The organism is Caenimonas sp. SL110, assembly GCF_001044395.1.
GTDB lineage: Bacteria > Pseudomonadota > Gammaproteobacteria > Burkholderiales > Burkholderiaceae_C > Ramlibacter.
The window spans coordinates 1-20,526 of sequence record NZ_JANU01000003.1; the positions used below are offsets into that span (position 1 = coordinate 1).

Annotated in this window: 16 protein-coding genes; 4 read left to right on the forward strand and 12 right to left on the reverse strand. The window is 64.8% G+C overall.

What is annotated here, in order from left to right; translation table 11 throughout:
* Positions 1 to 434: 434 nt before the first annotated feature.
* The 7 genes from AQ12_RS01760 to AQ12_RS01790 form a co-directional block, all read right to left on the reverse strand.
* A complete protein-coding gene (locus AQ12_RS01760) occupies positions 435 to 923 on the reverse strand; it encodes a thioesterase family protein (protein WP_048438146.1) in 489 nt (162 codons plus the stop codon).
* Entirely contained in the window at positions 920 to 2,074 is a 1,155-nt protein-coding gene (locus AQ12_RS01765; protein WP_048438147.1) for an acyl-CoA dehydrogenase family protein, read from the reverse strand. Before AQ12_RS01765 ends, AQ12_RS01760 begins: the two co-directional genes overlap by 4 nt.
* Positions 2,071 to 3,951: a biotin carboxylase N-terminal domain-containing protein gene (locus tag AQ12_RS01770; protein WP_048438148.1), complete on the reverse strand. Its 1,881-nt coding sequence runs from the start codon at positions 3,949 to 3,951 to the stop codon at positions 2,071 to 2,073. The genes AQ12_RS01765 and AQ12_RS01770 overlap by 4 nt, the downstream gene beginning before the upstream one ends.
* Entirely contained in the window at positions 3,948 to 5,129 is a 1,182-nt protein-coding gene (locus tag AQ12_RS01775; RefSeq protein WP_048438149.1) for an acyl-CoA dehydrogenase family protein, read from the reverse strand. Before AQ12_RS01775 ends, AQ12_RS01770 begins: the two co-directional genes overlap by 4 nt.
* Positions 5,130 to 5,299: 170 nt before the next feature.
* A complete protein-coding gene (locus tag AQ12_RS01780; protein ID WP_193387947.1) occupies positions 5,300 to 6,928 on the reverse strand; it encodes a carboxyl transferase domain-containing protein in 1,629 nt (542 codons plus the stop codon).
* Between the two features lie 26 nt (positions 6,929 to 6,954).
* Positions 6,955 to 7,845 carry an SDR family oxidoreductase gene (locus AQ12_RS01785; RefSeq protein WP_048438151.1) on the reverse strand — a complete coding sequence of 297 codons (891 nt, stop codon included), beginning with the start codon at positions 7,843 to 7,845 and terminating at the stop codon, positions 6,955 to 6,957.
* Complete coding sequence (locus AQ12_RS01790; protein WP_048438152.1) at positions 7,842 to 8,498, reverse strand: TetR/AcrR family transcriptional regulator; 657 nt, start codon at positions 8,496 to 8,498, stop codon at positions 7,842 to 7,844. The genes AQ12_RS01785 and AQ12_RS01790 overlap by 4 nt, the downstream gene beginning before the upstream one ends.
* Before the next feature lie 101 nt (positions 8,499 to 8,599).
* Between AQ12_RS01790 and AQ12_RS01795 the strand changes: the two genes are divergently transcribed.
* From AQ12_RS01795 to AQ12_RS01810, 4 genes are all read left to right on the forward strand, one after another.
* Positions 8,600 to 9,202 carry a YfiR family protein gene (locus AQ12_RS01795; RefSeq protein WP_161798970.1) on the forward strand — a complete coding sequence of 201 codons (603 nt, stop codon included), beginning with the start codon at positions 8,600 to 8,602 and terminating at the stop codon, positions 9,200 to 9,202.
* Positions 9,199 to 11,433: an ATP-binding protein gene (locus AQ12_RS01800; RefSeq protein ID WP_053076510.1), complete on the forward strand. Its 2,235-nt coding sequence runs from the start codon at positions 9,199 to 9,201 to the stop codon at positions 11,431 to 11,433. Before AQ12_RS01795 ends, AQ12_RS01800 begins: the two co-directional genes overlap by 4 nt.
* A 225-nt stretch (positions 11,434 to 11,658) precedes the next feature.
* Complete coding sequence (locus AQ12_RS01805) at positions 11,659 to 13,098, forward strand: NAD-dependent succinate-semialdehyde dehydrogenase (RefSeq protein ID WP_048438154.1); 1,440 nt, start codon at positions 11,659 to 11,661, stop codon at positions 13,096 to 13,098.
* A 241-nt stretch (positions 13,099 to 13,339) separates the two neighbouring features.
* Positions 13,340 to 16,072, forward strand: coding sequence for a penicillin-binding protein 1A (locus AQ12_RS01810; RefSeq protein WP_053076511.1), 2,733 nt, complete (start codon positions 13,340 to 13,342; stop codon positions 16,070 to 16,072).
* 63 nt (positions 16,073 to 16,135) lie between these two features.
* Here AQ12_RS01810 and AQ12_RS01815 read toward each other — a convergent pair whose 3' ends face one another.
* The 5 genes from AQ12_RS01815 to AQ12_RS01835 all read right to left on the reverse strand — a co-directional run bounded on the left by AQ12_RS01815 (position 16,136) and on the right by AQ12_RS01835 (position 20,524).
* Positions 16,136 to 16,357: a hypothetical protein gene (locus tag AQ12_RS01815; protein ID WP_048438155.1), complete on the reverse strand. Its 222-nt coding sequence runs from the start codon at positions 16,355 to 16,357 to the stop codon at positions 16,136 to 16,138.
* Between the two features lie 39 nt (positions 16,358 to 16,396).
* Positions 16,397 to 18,268: a patatin-like phospholipase family protein gene (locus AQ12_RS01820; protein WP_048438156.1), complete on the reverse strand. Its 1,872-nt coding sequence runs from the start codon at positions 18,266 to 18,268 to the stop codon at positions 16,397 to 16,399.
* A 137-nt stretch (positions 18,269 to 18,405) separates the two neighbouring features.
* Positions 18,406 to 19,170 carry an enoyl-CoA hydratase gene (locus AQ12_RS01825; protein WP_048438157.1) on the reverse strand — a complete coding sequence of 255 codons (765 nt, stop codon included), beginning with the start codon at positions 19,168 to 19,170 and terminating at the stop codon, positions 18,406 to 18,408.
* Positions 19,167 to 19,775 (reverse strand): 2-hydroxychromene-2-carboxylate isomerase, encoded by a 609-nt coding sequence (locus AQ12_RS01830; protein ID WP_048438158.1) that lies wholly within the window; start codon positions 19,773 to 19,775, stop codon positions 19,167 to 19,169. The genes AQ12_RS01825 and AQ12_RS01830 overlap by 4 nt, the downstream gene beginning before the upstream one ends.
* The gene (locus tag AQ12_RS01835; RefSeq protein WP_048438159.1) at positions 19,775 to 20,524 is read right to left on the reverse strand and encodes an SDR family oxidoreductase; all 750 of its coding nucleotides are present in this window, start codon (positions 20,522 to 20,524) and stop codon (positions 19,775 to 19,777) included. The genes AQ12_RS01830 and AQ12_RS01835 overlap by 1 nt, the downstream gene beginning before the upstream one ends.
* Positions 20,525 to 20,526 lie beyond the last annotated feature (2 nt).

Below are 20,526 nucleotides of genomic sequence, written 5' to 3' on the forward strand. Positions count from 1 at the left end.
CGCCTGTTCGCGAGCGAGGCACGCCTGTTCGCGAGCGAGGCACGCCTGTTTCCGAGCGAGCCGCGAGTTCACCGCAAGACCCAGTCTCAGACGCGCCCCGCGCACCCAGGCGCAGAAGGCGGCGTCCGCCCCAGCCCTGACAGGGAGCGCAGTCATTGCGGACCGTGAATGGCTGTCATGCCGGACTCGATCCGGCATCCACCGCGAAGCGGAGACTGCGCCTGATCAGGCATGGATTGCGGGTCGAGCCCGCAATGACAGAAAGAACTCGCTGTCATGCCGGACTTGATCCGGCATCCACCACGAAGCAGAGACTGCGCCTGATCAGGCATGGATTGCGGATCAAGTCCGCAATGACAGCCGGTTTGGGTCCGCAATGACAGCCGGTTTGGAATCTGCAATGACAGCCAATTTCAGTCCAGCGTGACATCCATTCAGGAAACGATGTACGCCCCTGCCCCGGTCGACATCAGCGTCCCGTCAGCCCCATAGAACTCCATGCGAGTCGATGCCACACGCGAGCCCACGCGCATCACTTCGGCCCGCAATTCAAAACTTTCGCCCAGCGCGGGCCGCAGGTAATCGATGCGCAGGTCGATGGTCCCGAGCTTGCCGAATCGATGCAGGCGTTGCTCCGGCGTTTCGTCCATGTGCCGCGCGCCGACGGCGGCCAGCACCGCGAGACCACCCAATGCGTCCAGCGCAGCGCTGATCACCCCACCATGCAACCGCGCATGCGAAAAGTGACCGACCAGTTCGGGCTTCATCACGATGCGGCCAATCACCTGCTCGGGTTTCAGGCTGGTGATCTTCAAGCCCAGGACGCGGTTGAACACGATCTTGTTCTCGAAAATGTCCTTCAACCCATCAATGAACTCAGGTTCGAACTCGATCGGCTTGTTGGTGCTGGGTTTGCTCTTCATAGGCCAAATTGTCGCGCTGCGAGGTCCTTCATCACTTCCTGCGCGCCGCCGCCGATCATCATCACCTTGACTTCGCGGTAGATGCGCTCGCTCTTCGTGCCGCGCATGAATCCCATGCCGCCCAGGATCTGCACGGCCTGGTCGGCGCAGAACTGCATGGTTTGCGTGGAATGATTCTTGAGCATGCACACCTGCGCCACGCAATCAGCGTCGGATTCGAGCTTGCCGTCGTCGGCCATCTGCGTCACCTCGCGCAGCCACGCACGGGTCGAAGCAATGCGCATCTGCATGTCCACGAGCGCGTGGCGGATCACCTGTTTCTCGACCAGCGCGTTGCCAAAGGTCTGCCGCTGGCGGGCCCAGTCCAGCGCCTCGTCGTAGCAGGCCTGCGCAAAGCCCAGCGCCATCGCCGACATGCCCAGCCGCTCGCCATTGAAGTTGGTCATGATGATCCGAAAGCCGCTGCCCGCTTCGCCCAGCAGGTTGCGAGACGGCACGCGCACACCGTCCATGCGCAGGTGCGCAGTGTCCGAACACCACCAGCCCATCTTGTCCAGGCGCGTGCGCGAAAGCCCCGCTGCGTCGCCCGGCACGACGATGAGCGAGAGGCCGCTGGCGCCCTTGCTTTCGCCGGTTCGCACCGCCATCGTGATCCAGTCGGCCCGCATGCCCGAGGTGATGAACACCTTCTCGCCGTGAATGACCCACTCGTCGCCGTCCCGTCGCGCTGTCGTGCGCAAGCTCGCCACATCGGAGCCGGCACCCGGCTCGGTGATGGCGAGCGCAGCGATCCTGTCGCCTGCCAGAACCGGCCCAATCACCTCCTGCTGCAACGCGTCGCAACCGTAGCGCAGCACCGGCGGCAGGCCGATGTTGAGCGAGAACAGGCTTGCGAGCAGTCCGCCGCTGCCGCTGTACCGGGCCATGGTTTCGGAGACCGCATTGCGCAAGGCATAGGGCGCTGGCGTACCACCCAGCGCCTCTGGATAACCCATGCCCAGCAAGCCCATCGCCGCCGCTTCACGGTACAACTCGCGCGGAAATTCGCCCGCCTCGTCCCATTTCGAAATGTGTGGCGCGATGCGGTCGAGCGTGAATCGGCGCACCGAATCGGTCAGCGCTTCAAGGTCGCTGGCTTCCTCGCTGGTCACGACGCGGCCTCGAAACTCACCAGCAACTGCGACGTGCCCGCCTGCTGGCCGGGCTCCACATGCACAGCCTTGACGACGCAATCCCTGGAAGCCGCCAGCGCATGCTCCAGCTTCATCGACTCCACAATGACCAAGGTGTCGCCGCGCGAAACGCTCATGCCCGCCTGCGCCTTCACCGCCACAACCTTGCCGTTGAAGGGCGCGCGCAATTCGAGCGCGGCCGCCCTGCGACCCCCGCGATTGGAAGGCTCGAACGAGGCGTCTTCCACCACCAGATCGACCGCACCGGCCTGCACGTGCCAGCCACCCCCGGCCAGCGCAACCGCCGACACGCGCATGGGCCGCTCGCCATGCTGCGCCGGTGGCAGTTCGGCCACTTCACCACGATGACGAAATCGCACAGGACGCGGGAAAGGACACGCGAGCGAAGACGCCGAACCCGCGAACTGCGCCGCACGAAATGCCTCGGCCACCACCGCGCGCTCCTGGGCGGCCAGTTGCTCGCGCAGTTCGCTGGCGTGTTCTTCGAGAAACGGAATCAATGCGTGACCGGAGCGAAAGACTTCATGACGCAGGCACGCAGCAAGCAGGCGCCGGTTCGTGGGCACGCCCAGGATTTCGAGACGGTCGAGCGCGTTGGCAAGTTGGTCGATGGCGCCTTCGCGCGTCGGTGCATGGGCGATGAGTTTGCCGAGCATGGAGTCGTAGTGAGGGGTGATCTCCATGCCTTTGAAGATGGCGTGATCGAAGCGCGTGCCTCCACCCCAGCCCTCCCCCAAGGGAGGAGGGAGAAAATGCGAGACCGTGCCGGTGCGAGGGACAAAGTTTTCGTCTTCGGCGCAGATGCGCACTTCAATCGCATGGCCCTGCAGCTTCACCTGGTAGTGCTTGAGCGGCAGCGGCTCACCCTGCGCGACGCGCAGTTGCCACTCGACCAGATCGAGGCCCGTCACCGCTTCGGTCACCGGGTGTTCAACCTGCAGGCGCGTATTCATTTCCATCAGGAAAAATTCGGACGCACCGGTTTCTGCCGACGTCTCCACCAGAAACTCCACCGTGCCCGCGCCCACATAGCCTGCCGACTGTGCAAGCTCTGCGGCACTGCGGCTCATGCGTTCGCGCATGGGCGCATCGACTGCGGGACTGGGCGATTCCTCGATCAATTTCTGGTGCCTGCGCTGCACCGAACAATCGCGCTCGCCCAGCGTGATGCAGTTGCCGTGCGTATCGGCAAACACCTGCAACTCCACATGACGCGGCCGCAGCAATGCGCGCTCCAGCAGCAATTCGCCGGAGCCGAATGCGGCCTGCGCTTCGGAACGCGCGCTTTGAATGGCCGCCAGCAACTGCGAAGGCTGCGTCACCAGCCGCATGCCGCGACCGCCTCCGCCTGCAGCGGCTTTCACCATCAACGGATAGCCGATAGCCGTCGCTTCCGCTTCAAGACGTTCATCGGACTGGTCTTGCCCGAAGTAGCCGGGCAGGCAGGGCACGCCCCTTGTCTGCGCGAGCTGCTTGGCTGACGACTTGCTGCCCAGCGCGCGAATCGCCGCCGGCGGCGGTCCCACCCAGACCAGGCCTGCGTCGATCACGGCTTGCGCGAAGTCCGCGTTCTCGCTCAAAAAGCCATAACCGGGATGCACGGCATCGGCGCCGCTCGCCTTTGCCGCATCGATGATCCTGTCGATGCGCAAGTACGAATCGGCCGATGCGTTGCCCCCCAGCGCAATCGACTGCGTGGCTTCGCGCACATGCAAGGCATGAGCGTCTGCATCGGAGTACACCGCGACGGTCTGCAGGCCCAGACGATGCGCAGTGCGAATGATGCGCCGCGCGATTTCGCCGCGATTGGCGATGAGCAGTTTGTTGAATTTCACTGGGGACGCGGCTTCTTGGCGACGCCCATGATTCGCGCGAGGATGCCCAGCATCACTTCATCCGCGCCGCCTCCGATGGAGCCCAGGCGTCCGTCGCGGAACATGCGGGAAACCTTGTTTTCCCATGTGTAGCCCATGCCGCCCCAAAACTGCAGGCAACCGTCGGGCACGATGCGATTGAGCCGCCCCGCTTTCAGCTTGGCCATCGAGGCGAGTTCCAGCACATCCTCACCCGCCACGTACAACTCGCCCGCACGATAGGTGAGCGCGCGAAGGCTCTCCACTTCGGTCTTCATCTCGGCCAGCTTGAACTGCACCCACTGCTGGTCGGCCAGGGTCGCTCCAAACAGCTTGCGCTCTTGCGCCCATTCGATCGTCCACTGGATGCAGTTGGTGAGCGACTGCAGGCAACTCGCCGCGGCCCACAGGCGCTCTTCCTGGAACTGCTGCATCTGGTAGATGAAGCCCTGGCCTTCGGTGCCGATGAGGTTGCGCTGCGGCACGCGCACTTCGTCGAAGTAGATGAGGCCGGTGTCCGACGAGTTCATGCCGATCTTGCGGATCTTCTGCGCGACCGATATGCCCTTGGTGAGCTTGCCGTTGGGTCCATCGCGCATGGGCACGATCACAAGCGATTTGTTCTTGTGCACCGGGCCCTCGCCGGTGTTGACCAGCATGCACATCCAGTCGGCCTGCAAGCTGTTGGTGATCCACATCTTTTGCCCGGTGATGAGGTAGTCATCGCCGTCCTTGACCGCGCGGCTCTTGATGCCCGCGACATCGCTTCCCGCGCCCGGCTCGCTCACGCCGATGCATGCAACCATGTCACCCGCAATCGCAGGCGCGAGAAACTCCTTGCGCAGTTCGTCGCTGCCGAAGCGCGCAAGCGCTGGCGTTGCCATGTCGGTCTGCACGCCAATCGCCATCGGCACGCCCCCGCATTCGATGTGCCCAAGCGATTCGGCCATCGCCATCGCATAGGAATAATCCAGGCCCGCGCCGCCATAGGCCTCGGGCTTGGTCAGACCCAGCAGGCCCAGGTCTCCCAGGCGCTTGAAGACCTGGTGCGCGGGGAAGATTTCGGCTGCTTCCCATTCATCGACATGCGGATTGATTTCCTCGTCGATAAACCGCTTGAGGGTTTTCTGGATCTCGTGATGCTCGTGCGTGAATTTCATTCCAGGTCTCCGTTGTTCTTTCGTTGGCTGTCCTACCCCGGCTGTCATTGCGGACTTGATCCGCAATCCATCTCTGCTCGGGCGCCGCGTCCGCTTCGCGGTGGATGCCGGATCGAGTCCGGCATGACAACCCTAAACGAGGCACGCTTGACGTGCGACGCTTGCCAGCCTCACATCCGCGCCACCCCAAACTGCATCGGCCGCAACTTCTTCACTTGCGCTTCGGCACACATCGCCAGACACTGCGCCAGCACGTCCCGCGTATCGCGTGGATCGATCACGCCGTCGTCCAGCAGCAGCGCGGACGTATGGAACGCATCGGACTGCGACTCGAAGATCGCCACGATCTGGTCGAACTGCGCTTTCGATTTTTCCGGGTCCGGTTCAATCCCTTTGCGAACGAGCGCGGCCTCGGTGACGATCTGCATGGTGCGCGCCGCCTGTTCGCCGCCCATCACCGCCGTCTTCGCGCCCGGCCAGCTAAAGAGAAATCTCGGCGCATAGCCGCGTCCGCACATCCCGTAGTTGCCTGCGCCGAACGACGCGCCACACTGGATCGTGATCTGGGGCACATTCGCGTTGGTCACGGCCTGGATCATCTTGCTGCCATGCTTGATCATCCCGCCCTGCTCGCTTTCCTTGCCGACCATGTAGCCGGTCGTGTTCTGCAGGTAGATGATCGGGTGGCCCAGCTGGCACATCCACTGGATGAAGTGCGCTGCCTTGTTGGCGCCAGCGACATCGATGGGGCCGTTGTTGGTGATGATGCCGACGCCGCGGCCTTCGATACGCGCCTGCACGCAGACGGTGGCCGCGCCGTAGAGCGGCTTGAATTCGAGCAGCTGCGATCCGTCAACGATGCGCGCGATGACTTCACGCATGTCGATGGGTTCGCGCAGGTTGACGGGCATGAGGGTGAGGAGTTCTTCCTTGTCGAACAGGGGCATGCCCCCACACCAACCCTCCCCCAGCGGGGGAGAGAGAAAGTCAGGTCCCATCCCCCGCTGGGGGAGGGCCAGGGTGGGGGCTAGCTGCGCCACGATTTCACGCGCAATACCGAGTGCCTCACGGTCATCCTCGGCCAGATACTCCCCCAGCCCCGACACCGAGGTGTGCATCTCGGCGCCGCCCAGCTCCTCCTCGGTTGCAGCCTCCCCTGTCGCTGCCATCAGCAGCGGCGGCCCCGCAAGAAACGCACGCGAGCGATTGCGAACCATCACCACCACGTCCGACAGCCCCGGCATGTACGCACCGCCTGCAGTACCCGACCCATGCTGCACGGTGATGACGGGAATGCCCGCAGCAGACAGCCGCGCGAGGTTGCGAAACAGCGCGCCGCCCTGCACAAAACCTTCGACGCGATAGCGCATCAGGTTGGCGCCCGCGCTTTCCACCAGGTGCACGAAGGGCAGCTTGTTTTCCAGTGCGATCTCCTGCACGCGCAAGATCTTTTCCAGCCCCATCGGCTGTATCGCACCCGCGTCAATTCCAGAATCGCTGGCGACCACCATGCATCGAACGCCGCTCACGAAACCGATGCCCGCGACGATGCCGCCGCCGGGCACCGAGATCGCCTGGTCCTTGATGTCATGCATGTACCCCGCCATGGTGCACAGGGGTATCCACGGCGCGCCTGCATCGAGCACCAGCGCCACGCGTTCACGCGGCAACAACTGCCCGCGCTTGTCGAAGACCGGCTTCGATCGCGCCGAAGCCTGCGCCGAGCGCTCCTCCAGTTTGCGCAAGCGGTCCACGCGCGCAAGCATCGCCGCGCGCCGCTCCTGTGCGACAGCGCCCATCGCATTCCAGCTTGATTCGTATGCGGTCACTTCTGGAACACCTTTGGCACTGTCGCGCGATGAAATCCATTGAACGGGCGGATGGCCTCGCGCTGCATCGCGCTGTCATCGGGCATCTGCATCGGCCAGCCCTGGCGAACCTGCGGCCTCGCGCCGTCGACACGCATGGTCGCGCCGCTGATGAACGATGCAGCCGGACTGAGCAGGAACACCACCATCGCCGACGTCTCGGCCTCGGTGCCGAACCGGCCCAGCGGCACCGTCTTGCTCATCTCGCGCAGCATGGGCCCGGCGTCCTCGGGGTAGTGATCCATGCCGCTCGATGCGATGTAGCCGGGTGCCACTGCGTTCACCCGCACGCCGCTGTGCGCCCATTCGGCGGCAGCTGTCTCCGTCAGGCTCACCATGCCGGCGCGTGCAGCCCCGCTGTGGCCCATGCTGGGCATCGAACCCCAGATGTCGGCAACGATGTTCACGATGCTGCCGCCCTGCGCCTGCATGGACTGCAGGTAGCACTCACGCGCCATCAGGAAGCCGCCGGTGAGGTTGGTTGCGATCACCGCGTCCCAGCCCTTGGCGCTGATTTTTTCCAGGGGCGTGATGTACTGGCCGCCTGCGTTGTTGACGAGGCCGTCGATCTTTCCGTGCACGGCGAGAGCGGCCGTCACTGTTGTCCTGACGGCCGCCTCATCGCGAATGTCGCACGCATGGAAACTGGCGCGGCCGCCGTCGGCCACGATCTCACTGGCCACGTCATGCAATTTCTCCAGCTTGCGGCCCACCAGCACCACATGTGCGCCCAGGGATGCCAGCTCGTGCGCAATGCAGCGGCCTATGCCCGAGCCGCCGCCGGTGACCATGACGATCTTGCTGTGGAAGATTCCCGGCGCAAAAACCGAGCGGTAGTGCTCGCTCATGATTCATCTCCAATAAAGAGTTTGACCGCGCTGTCGGCCAGCTCGTCGAGTGTGGCCCCTTTGCGCCTGTCGTACCACTGCGCCGACCAGTTCAGGGCACCGAACATCAGAAGGCGCGCGAGCTTGACCTCGGCGCGCAGCCGGCCACTGTCGTGCAGCGCCTGGAGCACCGGCATCCACGGCGCTTCGTATTGGCCCTGCAACGCGGCAATGGTCGTGCGCTGGCGCGGCGTGATGGACCTCGCCTCGTACAGCAGGACCGGAATGAAATCGCTGCCTGGGCCGAGCAACACGTCGAAGTGATTGCGGATGAGCAGGCGCAGCAGCTGCGCGCTGTCGGGTTGCAGCGCGGCAGCAAGTTCGATTGCCTTGCCCTGCCGCGCAATGGCCGAGCGCATGCCCTCATCCATCACCGCGAACAGCAGCGCGCCCTTGCTCTTGAAGTGATAGAACGGCGAGCCGCTGCGCATGCCGGCGGCCGCGGCGATGTCGCGGGTGCTGGTGGCGTCGAATCCTTTTCGGCGAAACAGGCGCGCTGCTGTTCGCAGCAGCTCACCGCGCCGGTTGCCGTCACCTTGCTCTTCCGGTGTCTTGCGCGGCCGGCCCCGAGGGCGCTTGGGCAGCGCAGCAGGTTCGGTGATGGCGGCTTGCATACGAAAGACGTTAGCAGAGGCCTTTATTTTTAGCAAGCATGCGCTTGGTAAAATTACCATCGCCCCCACGCGCGCCCAGCGCCTTTTATACTGGGGCGCACTTGAACACCACACCCTTGACTGCCGCGCGACCTGCTCATCCTTGGCCTGCGGCCGCGCTGCTTCGCATGGCGGCGATTGTCCTGCTTGCCTTTGTCGTGGCCGCGCAGGAGTCGTGGTCGCAGGCGACAGCATCGCCGCGCGAAAGCAGCATCAAGGCGGCCTTCCTGGTCAAGTTCGCAAGCTTTGTCGAATGGCCCGCCAGCGCATTCGCGCGCCCCGGCCAGCCGCTGGTGATCGGCGTGTCGGACGACGATGAATTTCAGGCCGACCTGGAGCAACTGGTCACCGGACGAACCGTGGACGAGCGGCCCGTGGTCGTGCGCAAGATCGCCGAAGGCGCAGTCCCGGCAGGGGTGCATGTGCTCTACCTGGGCCCGCGCCGCGATTCGCGCCTGCGCGAACTCATCCAGAGCATCAGGGGTCCGGTGCTGATCGTGACCAGCCAGGCGCAGGGCTTGCAGGCCGGCAGCGTCATCAACTTTTCGTCGGAGGGCGGCAGGGTGCGTTTTTCGGCATCGCTCGCAGCAGCCGAAAGGCACCAGCTGCGGCTCAGTGCGCGCCTGCTTGCCGTGGCGCAATTCATCGATGGGGGGCTGCGTTGAAATTCCCCGCCATCCGTTCGATACGGCAAAAGCTCAACCTGATCCTCACATCGACCACGATGCTCGCGCTGATGATTGCCGGCATCGCGCTGGTGGTCTTCGACACCCGCAGCCAGATGATTGCGATGGAAACCGACCTGATCACGCAGGCCGACATCATGGGACTGGTCAGCGGGCCCGCGCTCGCCTTCGACGACTCGAAAGTGGCTTCGGAAAACCTGCGCGTGCTGCGCGCGAAACCCAATGTCACGGCGGCCGTGCTGTTTGGCGCCAGGGGCGATGTGTTCGCCGCCTACCAGGCCCCCGAAGCCGTGGGCAGCGCCCTGCCCGCCCAGGCGCAACCGATTGGCCTGGCCTTCGACCGGACCTGGGTCCATGTGTGGCGCCCGGTGCTTTCCAATCGCGAGCAGGTGGGCATGGTCTACCTGCAGGCGCGCCATGACCTGCTGGACCGCGCGCTGGAATATCTGGGTGTTCTCACCTTGATATTGACCATGGCCCTGGCAGGAGCGCTGGTCTGGTCCAACCGCATGCAGCGCATGGTGACCGAGCCCATCCTGCAGATCAGCGACGTGGCGCGCCGCATCCAGCGGGGACCCAACTTCGACCTGCGTGCGGAGCGCACCAGCGAAGACGAGATCGGCGACCTGGTGAACGTGTTCAATTCCATGCTCGACGAGCTCGGGCGGCGTGCGCAAACGCTGGAAGCAGCCGTGGCCGCACTGCGTGCCAGCGACGAGCGCTACCAGCTTGCCGTGCGTGGGTCGAGCGCGGGTCTCTGGGACTGGGACATGCTGGCCCATACGATGTTCTACTCGCCGCGTCTGCGGCAGTTGCTTGGCTACACCGCGCTGGAATTTCCAGACCTGCCGTCTTCGCTCGCGAATGTCATGAACGAGCAAGACCTGGAGATCGCGCGCGAGGCGCTGCGGCTGCACCTGAGCGACGAGCAGCCCTACCAGGTCGAGTGCCGCCTGCGCCTGAAGTCGGGCGAGTGGCGCTGGTTTCTCATCAACGGCATGGCGCAAAAGAACGCGCTCGGACAGGCGTTTCGAATGGCAGGCTCGGTCATCGACGTGAGCGAGCGCAAGCGGGCCGAGCAGGTCCTGCAAGAGGCCAATCGCGCCAAGGATGAATTCATTGCAACGCTCGCGCACGAACTGCGCAATCCGCTCGCCCCCATCCGCACCGGCCTGGAGATCCTGAAGAAGGACAAGGCCAACGGCCCTGCGTCGGCACGCGCCCGGGAGACGATGGAGCGGCAGCTGGTTCACATGATCCGGCTCATCGACGACCTGCTCGATATCTCGCGCATCAACAGCGGCAAGATCCGGCTGGAGACTTCGCGCATGAGTCTGGCCACGGCGGTGGAAAGCGCGGTGGAGATCAGCCGGCCCGCCATCGAGGCGCGCGGCCATGCGCTCACGGTGGAACTGTCGCCGTCGCCGATCGAGCTGATGGCCGACGCCACGCGCCTGGCACAGGCTCTGGGAAACCTGCTGAACAACGCGGCCAAGTACACGCCGTCCGGCGGCCATATCCGCGTGGCGGCGCACCAGGAAGCCAACCTGGCCGTCATCGAGGTCTCGGACAACGGCGTGGGCATTCCTGCGCAGATGCAGGAGAAGGTGTTCGCACTTTTCACGCAGGTGGGGCGCACGCTCGATCGCTCGCAAGGCGGCCTGGGGATTGGTCTGTACCTGGTGCGCAGCCTGGTGGAGATGCACGGCGGCACGGTGACCGCCGCGAGCGATGGACCTGGCAAGGGGAGCACGTTCACGGTTCGCATTCCGTGTCTGCTTCAGCCGGCGCCGCAGGCTGCGCCGCGCATGACGGAGCCCGAGACGCCGGTGAACTCCGGCTTGAAGGTGCTGGTGGTGGACGACAACGTCGATGCCGCCGAGACCCTGGCCACCGTGCTCGAAATGACGGGCCGCCGCACGCGCGCCGTGTTCGATGGACGTGCAGTGCTCGACGCCGCGCGTGCGTTCGAACCCGATGTGATCCTGCTCGATATCGGCCTGCCGGGGCTGACCGGCTATGAAGTGGCAAAGTTGCTGCGCGCCGACCCGAGGTTCAGCCGCACGTTGCTGGTGGCCCTGACCGGCTGGGGCGGCGAGGAAGACCGCCGCAAGTCGCGCGAGGCGGGGTTCGACGAACACCTGACGAAGCCGGTGGACCTGTCGGCGATCGAGCCTTTGCTGGCGAGGCTGGCGGATGCGGTGAAGTGAGTGGCTCGCGTTGCCAGCGCGATGCGGCGCCTGAAATCCGGCTGTCATGCCGGGCTTGACCCGGCATCCACCGCGCAGCGGCAACGGCCCTCGAAGACATGGACTGCGGATCAAATGCGCAATGACAGCCATTCACCGACAGCCGCCGCAATTCCCACCCCGCAGCACCCCATCCCCGATTGCCTCAAAATAGCTTCTTTCGCCCGCTCCCCGAGGACTCTTCCCATGACCTACCCCAACACACAACTCTTCATCGACGGCAAGTGGCAGGACGCTGCCGGCGGCAAATCGCTCGCCGTGTTCAACCCGGCCACCGGCGCTGAAATCGGTCGCGTCGCGCACGCCGAAATCGCCGACCTGGACCGCGCACTGGCAGCTGCGCAAAAGGGCTTCGAGAAGTGGCGCGACATGCCCCCGATCGAGCGCAACAAGATCATGCGCAAGGCCGCTGCGCTGATGCGTGAACGCGCCGGCGCGATCGGTCTGCTGCTCACCCAGGAACAGGGCAAGCCACTGGTCGAGGCCAAGGGCGAAGCCATGGCTGCCGCCGACATCATCGAATGGTTCGCCGACGAAGGCCTGCGTGTCTACGGCCGCATCGTGCCGGGGCGCTTCAACCTCACGACGCGCCAGATGGTGCTCAAGGACCCGGTCGGCCCCGTGGCTGCTTTCACGCCGTGGAACTTCCCGATCAACCAGGTCGTTCGCAAGATGGCCGCAGCGCTCGCCACCGGCTGTTCGATGATCGTCAAGGCCCCGGAAGAAACCCCGGCAGCCCCCGCAGAACTCATACGCGCATTTGCAGATGCAGGCCTGCCCGATGGCGTGCTGGGCCTGGTCTACGGCAACCCGGCTGATATCTCCAACTACCTCATCCCGCACCCGATCATCCGCAAGATCACCTTCACCGGCTCCACGCCCGTGGGCAAGCAGCTGGCCGCGCTGGCCGGCAAGCACATGAAGCGCGTGACGATGGAGCTCGGCGGCCACGCCCCCGTGATCGTTGCAGAAGACGCCGATGTCGCACTGGCGGTCAAGTCTGCAGGCGCGGCCAAGTTCCGCAATGCCGGCCAGGTCTGCATTTCGCCCACTCGATTCCTGGTGCATGAAAGCATCAAGAACGATTTCGCTGCGGCGCTCATCAAGTACACGCAGGGCCTGAAGGTAGGCGACGGCGCTGCCGAAGGCACCACGATGGGCCCGCTGGCCAATCCGCGCCGCGTGACCGCGATGGCCGAGTTCACCGCCGATGCCGTCAAGCACGGCGCCACGGTGGCCCACGGCGGCGAACGCATCGGCAGCGAAGGCAACTTCTGGCAGCCCACGATCCTGACCGACGTGCCGCTGCACGCCAAGGTGTTCAACGACGAGCCGTTCGGCCCGATGGCCGCGATTCGCAGCTTCAACGTGCTGGAAGACGCGATTGCCGAAGCCAATCGCCTGCCGTTTGGCCTGGCCGGTTATGCGTTCACGCGCTCGCTGAAGAACTCGGACCTGCTGGCCCGCCGCATGGAAGTCGGCATGCTCTGGATCAACATGCCCGCCCTGCCATCGGCCGAAATGCCGTTCGGCGGCGTGAAGGATTCGGGCTACGGCTCCGAAGGCGGACCGGAAGCCATGGACGCTTACCTGAACGCGCGGGCTGTGTCGATCAACAACGTCTGATCGAGCGCAGTATCCGCTTCGCGGTGGATGCCGGGTCGAGCCCGGCATGACAGCCCTTTGACTGTCATTGCGGACTTGATCCGCAATCCATCTGTGATCTGGCGCGGTCGCCGCTTCGCGGTGGATGCCGGATCGAGCCCGGCATGACAAGCCCCCCGATTTGCGGGCAATCCACCCGTTACTGTCGCGCTCGCGTCCTACACCCCTGAACCGGTGCGCCGCCTAAATTGTCAGGCGCACCATGAAAACATTTTTCCTCAACGTCTGGGCGCGACTTCAAGCGCTTGTACTGGCGCTCTACGGCAAGCTCCGGCGCCGCCCCGCATGGCTGCTGGTCATCGTGCCGGCATTCTTCGCCACAGCGGTCGCGGCCTACATCCTGGTGCTGATCCCGTTCACGCCCAGCATCGCCGACATCAAGAAGGTTCGCGCCGACAAGCCCACCGTCGTGCTGAGCGCCGACGGCAAGGAGCTCGCGCAGTTCAAGCGCATCAACCGCGAATGGGTCAAGCTCGATGCCATTTCGCCAACCGTCGTCAACGCACTGCTGGCCACCGAAGACCATCGCTTCTACAAGCATGGCGGACTTGACCTGCGCCGCACCGCATCGGCTGTCTACCAGACCATGACCGGCTCGGTGCAGGGCGGCTCGACCATCACGCAGCAGCTCGCGCGCAACATGTTTCCCGAGGACATTGGCCGCTCCCAGACCGTGACCCGCAAGGTCAAGGAAGCGATCACAGCGCTGAAGATCGAACGCATCTACTCCAAGGACGAGATCCTGGAGATGTACCTGAACACGGTGCCCTTCCTCTACAACGCGTATGGCATCGAGATGGCGGCGCAGACGTATTTCGACAAGCCGGCCAGGCAGCTCGACGTGCTGGAAGGCGCGACGCTGATCGGCATGCTCAAGGGCACGAGCTACTACAACCCGGTGCTCAACCCCGAGCGCGCGGTCGCACGCCGCAACACGGTGATGCAGCAGCTCGTGAAGTTCGACAAGATCAAGCAGGCCGAGTTCGACACGCTCAAGGCGCGACCGCTGGGCCTGAACTTCGAGCGCCAGAACGAGGACCTGGGCCTGGCGCCTCACCTCACGCAGCAGCTGCGCCGCTGGCTGATCTCATGGGCTGACGAGAAGGGCTACAACATCTACGCCGACGGGCTGGTCGTGCGCACGACCATCGACTCACGCTTGCAGCAACTGGCCACCGAGGCCGTCACACGCCAGTCGGACAAGCTGCAGGTTTTTGCGGACAACGCCTGGGGCAAGCGCATGGGCGCGAACAAGCAGTTGCTCGACACCTTCACACGCGAAAGCGCGCAGTACCGTGAAGCCCGCGAAGCGGGGCTCGCCGATGCCGAAGCACTCAAGCGCGTGCAGGGCGATGCCGAGGTGATGAAGGCACTCTGGACGTCCAAGACCACCCTGCAATCCGCCTTCCTGGCGATGGACCCCAGCAGCGGCCAGATCCGCGCATGGGTCGGCAGCCGCGACTTTCGCAAGGACCAGTTCGACCATGTCCAGCAGGCCCGGCGCCAGCCCGGCTCCACCTTCAAGCCGTTCGTGTACGGCGCGGCATTCGAGCAGGGCATGAGCTCGCAGCAGACATTCATGGATGGCCCGGTCGAAATACGCATCGACGCGCGCACGGTCTGGAAGCCCACCGACATGCACGGCTCGACCAACGCGCCGATGACCGTTCGCGACGGCCTGGCGCAGTCCAAGAACACCATCACCGCCCAGGTCATGCAACAGGTCGGGCCGTCCCGGGTCGCCAAGGTGGCCTACGACATGGGTGTGCGCGAGAGCAAGCTCGATGTGGTTCCATCGCTGGCGCTGGGCACCAGCCCCGTGACGCTCAAGGAAATGGTCAGCGCCTACAGCACGATCGCCAACAACGGCCAGTATGTGGAACCGTTCCTGGTGGTGAGCGTCGGCGATCGCGACAACAACGTCATCGAAGCCTTCAACCCCAAGGGGGCGCAACAGGGCCTGGCGACCGCCGCGGCGCAGACGCTGCTGGATGTCTTGCGCAGCGCCATCGACAAGGGCACGGGCATCGGTATCCGCGCGCGCTTCGGCATACAGGGGGACGTGGCGGGCAAGACCGGCACCACCCAGGACAACACCGACGGCTGGTTCATCCTGATGCACCCGAACATTGTGTCGGGCGCATGGGTCGGGTTCAACGACAACCGCATCACGATGGGCGACGAATGGGGACAGGGCTCGCGCAACGCGCTCAATATCGTGGGTGATTTTGTGCAGCAGTCGATGAAGGCGAAGATCGTGGACACGAAGGCGGTGTTCGCAGCACCCAAGGAAACCAACGTGCTGGACCGGATGAACGACTGGCTGAACAGCGTGTTCCAGGCACCGGTGGAGCAGCCGACCATCACGGTTGATTCGGTGCCGGTTCAGCAACCCGCGAGAGAGTCTGGCGAATCGACGGTCGTCGTGGTGCCGCCGCTGTCGCAGGGGCAAGGTGAGCTGATCCAGCCGTCGCAGCGCGTGCCTGTCGCGGAGCCGCGCGAATATGTGATCCGCGAGTACAGCAACGCGCCGCGCGAAGCTCGCGACTATCCGCAGCGCGGTGAGTACCAGCCGCGAGGTGAGTACCAGCAGCGCGAGATCCAGCGCGACCCGAGGGACCAGCGCAGCTTTCCGCGTCCGGGCGATGCACCGCCTTCCGGCGACTACCGTCGCTTCACCCCGCCTGACGGCACGGCCCGTGTCGAGCGACCTGCACAGGTGGTTGTCGTGCCGCCGCTGCAGCCGTCGCAGCCCATCGACACACGCCCGGCAGAGACGCGCCCGGTTGAGAGGCCGGTTCCACCGAGCTACTCATCGCCGCAGCCCATCCAGACGATTCCGTCGCCCTCTTCCGGCTTGACGCAGGTGGTCCCCGCATCGCGAGACAGCCAGCGCATCATTGCCGAGCCGGACGGCCCGGTCGCGCCGCGCTAGCCCGATCTGACTCGTTGAAGACATGGATTGCGGATCAAGTCCGCAATGACAGCCGGGAACAGCTCAGCCCTTCTTCGTGCCCAGCACCAGCAGCGCCGCACCCGCGACGATGGAGACGATGCCCGCCCACAAGGGAATGTTGACGGTCTCTTTTTCCTTGACGGAAAGCTCGATCGGTCCGAGCTTCACGGCGGTGGTTTCCTTGGTGTAGCTGAACCCGCCGTAGACAAGTGCGAGCGCGCCCGCTGCGATGAGGATGATCGCGATCAGCTTGGTGCTGGACATGGATGGGCTCCTGGAATGAAAACCCATTGTGCTCGCAAGCTAGGCAGTGGCGGGTGCTCCGCCGAGAACCGGGCCGGATTGCGCACCGGTGATCTCGCCCAGCTTGTCCCCATCGAGCTGGCCGCGCGCATAGGCGTACCCCGCCTTGACGATGCGGTCGAACTTGCTCCAGTCGAGCATGCCGAACCCGTACACGCCCGGCGAGAAGTACAGGTCAACCAGGCGCCGCGATTCAGCCTGGCGGGCATAGCTGTTCATGATGCTGGCGTTGAGCAGCAGGGGGATCAGGCCGGGCAGGCGGTGGCGCTTGCCGCGAAGCTTGTCCACCGCGAGTTGCCAGCCACCGGGCAGTTCGTCCATGCTGTACTTTCGCCCGGCGTCGCGCAGCAGGTTCACGCCGATGATGCGGGCAGCCCCCATCCGGGCCATGACATCGGTCGGGAAATTGTTGAAGGTGCCGCCATCGATGTGGAGCTCGCCGTCCAGAATCACCGGCGGCAGTGCGCCGGGGATCGCCACCGACGCGCGGATGCTCTTGGCCAGGGGGCCGCGTGTCAGCACCGCCTCGCGCGCCGCCGAATAGTTGCTGCTGACGCAGAAGTAGCCCTTCCAGAGGTCCTCGATGCCGCAGCCCTCGCCCATGATGGAGTGCACGCCATCATCGATCGCACGGCGCAGGCGCTTGCCCCCGATCAGCGACACCACGGGAAGCACGTTGTAGTCCCCCGTTGGATTGGTGCGAAAGACCGCTCTGGCGCGCTCGATCGCCTCGTCGATGGGCACGTCCATCGCGCCGAAGACGGCCATCGCCGAACCGATGCTGGTCCCTCCGGCCAGGTCGTAGCCGATGCCGGCCTCGTCCAGCGCCTTCATCACGCCCAGATGGGCGAACCCGCGCGCGCCCCCGCCGGACAGCACCAGGCCTGTGGAAGTGCCGCTCACGACGCGCGCCAGCCGCGCCCAGTCCCTGGGCTGGTCCCTGCGCAGGTGGAAATGACTGGTTGCCTTGCGCGGCGCGAGCCAGCGCGCAGTGCCGCTGGGCGCGCGCGTGCCCGGCGGGTGAAACAGCACCAGCACGCAGGCCGGCTGCTGGTCGGGCGATACGCTGGACAGGCACTCGGTTTCGATCGCGCCTGGCGCCGGGTCGCGCGTCGCGTCCGCCAGCAGCAGCACCTTGTCGCAATGCCGCAGGCACCGCCGCGTCCACTCCGTCGGGCCGTCATCGGCCACGAAGAGCACGTACTTGTTATCGATCTCCACCTGTTCCAGTTTCTGCACCAGGCGCGCCGAGCCGTCGATGTCGTCGCGCGGCGTCTGTGACGCCCCGGGCTGTCCCAGCCACTGGTCCAGCTGCGTCGACGTGACGATCTGCGTCGCGCCGGTCTCGCCCAGGCACTGCGCAAGGCGGTCGGCGGCTTCGCGCACGTCGATGTCCGGCGTCGCCGCAATGAGGCCGAGCGTCACCGGCTTGGGGCCGCTCTTGTGGACCCCGCTGCGCTTCATGCGGTCGATCACCAGCCGCGTGAGGTTCAGCGAGACCAGCGGGTAAGCGAGCAGCAGCTCCCTGAAAACATCGCTGCTCACGCGCGCCAGCAGGGTCTCGCGCACGGCCACGATCGTTGCGATGCGGGGCTCCCCGGTGAAGAAGGCCAGTTCGCCCACCGTCTCGCCCTTGGCTATCTCGCCCAGCACGGTGCGCTCGCCCTCTTCGCCAGCTTGAACCGCACGCAAGCGCCCGCTGATCACGAAATACAGGCTCTCGTCCCGCTCGCCTTGCCGGAACAGCACCTGCCCGCCCGACAGCTCGATCCACTCGAACCGCGGCAACACTCGATCGAGCATCTCCTGGTTGAAGTCTCCGAAGATTTTCCTGAGGCCTTCCACCAGCAGTTCGCGGTGGGAAATCAACATTTCGTGCTGCGGCAACGTCTGCTCCTCGTTTGTTCTTGGCACTTCGGCGGGAACTGCTTCGTACCTTTGGGGAGCGGCTATTGTGCTGTACTCAGCCGTAGTTTGACCTGCGGCACTTTGGCTATTGACAAGCCGACTCAGACTCTTGAGAAATCGGGCTTTCGCTTTTCCATGAAGGCGCCGAACGCTTCCTTCGCCGCGGGCTCGCCGAGCATGCGACCGAAGCTCTGGCCTTCATCGGCCATCTGCTGCAGCACCAGTTGCTGCTGGCCCTTCTTCATCAGGCGCTTGGTTTCCACCAGCGAGCTCAGGGGCTTGGCAGCCAGCTTGCGGGCCACGCCTTGCGCAACCGAGTTCGCCTCGGTGGGCGGCACCACGCGATTGACGAGGCCGACTTCGAGCGCGGCCTCGGCCATGAACGGCTCGCCCAGCAGCAACGCCTCTGCAGCGCGGTGATAGCCGAGCATCTGCGGCACGAGCAGGCTGGAAGCGGCTTCGGGGCACAGGCCCAGGTTCACGAACGGCATCGAGAACGCTGCGTTGTCACCGGCATAAACCAGGTCGCAGTGAAACAACATGGTCGTGCCCACACCGACGGCCGGACCGCACACTGCAGCCACAAGCGGCTTGGTGAATGTCGCGATGCCGTGCAGGAACCGGAAGACGGGCGAGTTCATGCCGGCCGGGGGTTTGTCCAGGAAGTCGCCGATGTCGTTGCCTGCGCTGAACACCGTCTCGTGCCCCTGGAACACGACGACGCGAATCGCCGCATCGTCCTGCGCTGTCGCCAGCGCATCGGCCATCGCGCCGTACATGTCGGCGGTGATCGAGTTCTTGCGCTCCAGGCGGTTGAGGGTGATGGTCATCACGCCGGCTTCGGCGTGGGTGAGGATGTCGCTCATGAATGGCCTTCCAGTTGTTCCTTGACGAAATCGAGACGGTCCTGGCCCCAGTACATGCGGCCATCGACGAAGAATGTGGGTGCGCCGAACACGCCGCGCGAGACAGCTTCCTGCGTGACGGTCTTCAGGCGCTCTTTCACCTGCGGGTCCGACGCCAGCGCAAGCAGCGCCTGCGGATCGAAGCCGGCGTCTTGCAGCACCGCGCCGACAACAGCCGGATCGTTCATGTCCTTGCCATCGACCCAGATCGCCTTGTAGATCGCATCGGTGAGTTCGGCAAAGCGCGCGCTCTCGTGCTGTTGCACGCCGGTGATGGCGCGCATCAAGGTGAGTGTGTTGATCGGGAAGTGCGGGTTGTGCCGGAAGCCCACGCCGTATCGCTTTGCGTAGCGCGCGAGGTCGTCCATCATGTACGCGCCCTTGGCAGGCACGGTGGTGGGCGAGTGGTTACCCGTGGCCTGGAACACCCCGCCCAGCAGCATCGGCTTGAAATCGATCTGCCCTGCGGCCTGGCTGCAGATGTGGGGCAGCTGAGTCCACGCAATGTAGGCGGCGGGGCTGCCCACATCGAAGAAGAATTCGACGGTCTTGTTCGCTGCAGTCATCAGAATTTCTCCATCCAGGGTCTGAGGTCCAGCTCGTGCGTCCACGCATCGCGCGGCTGCGTGTGGAGCATCCAGTACAGGTCGGCGATGTGATCCGGGTTGACGATGCCATCCTCGCCCTTCAATGCATAGCGCTGCGGAAAATTCTCGCGGATGAACTCGGTATCGATCGCGCCATCGATGATGGTGTGCGCAACGTGGATGCCGCGCGGACCGAGCTCCCTGGCCATGCTCTGCGCGAGTGCGCGCAGCGCGTGCTTGGCACCCGCGAAAGCGGCGAAGTTGGCGGCGCCGCGCAAGGATGCGGTCGCGCCGGTGAAGATGATGGTGCCGTGCTCGCGCGCAACCATCCGCCGGGCAACTTCGCGCCCGTTGAGAAAGCCCCCCAGGCACGCCATTTCCCAGATCTTGAAATACTTGCGCGCCGTTTCATCGAGGATGCTGCAGGGCACATTGGCACCGATGTTGAACACCATCACTTCGATCGGGCCGATGGTCGCTTCAATCTCGTCGACGAGTTGCACCACCTCTTCTTCCTTGCGCGCATCCGAAGAAAAGCCGTGCGCCTTGCCGCCCTCCGCCTCGATCCGCGCGAGGACCGGCTGCAGCTTGTCGAGGTTGCGGCGCGTCGCGCACACGGTGTAGCCGCCCTTGGCGAAGCGGCGCGCGATGGCACCGCCGGTTGCATCACCCGCGCCCACGATGAGCGCGACCGGATTCCTGCCTGAGCTGCCGGGCGAGGTGTCCATGG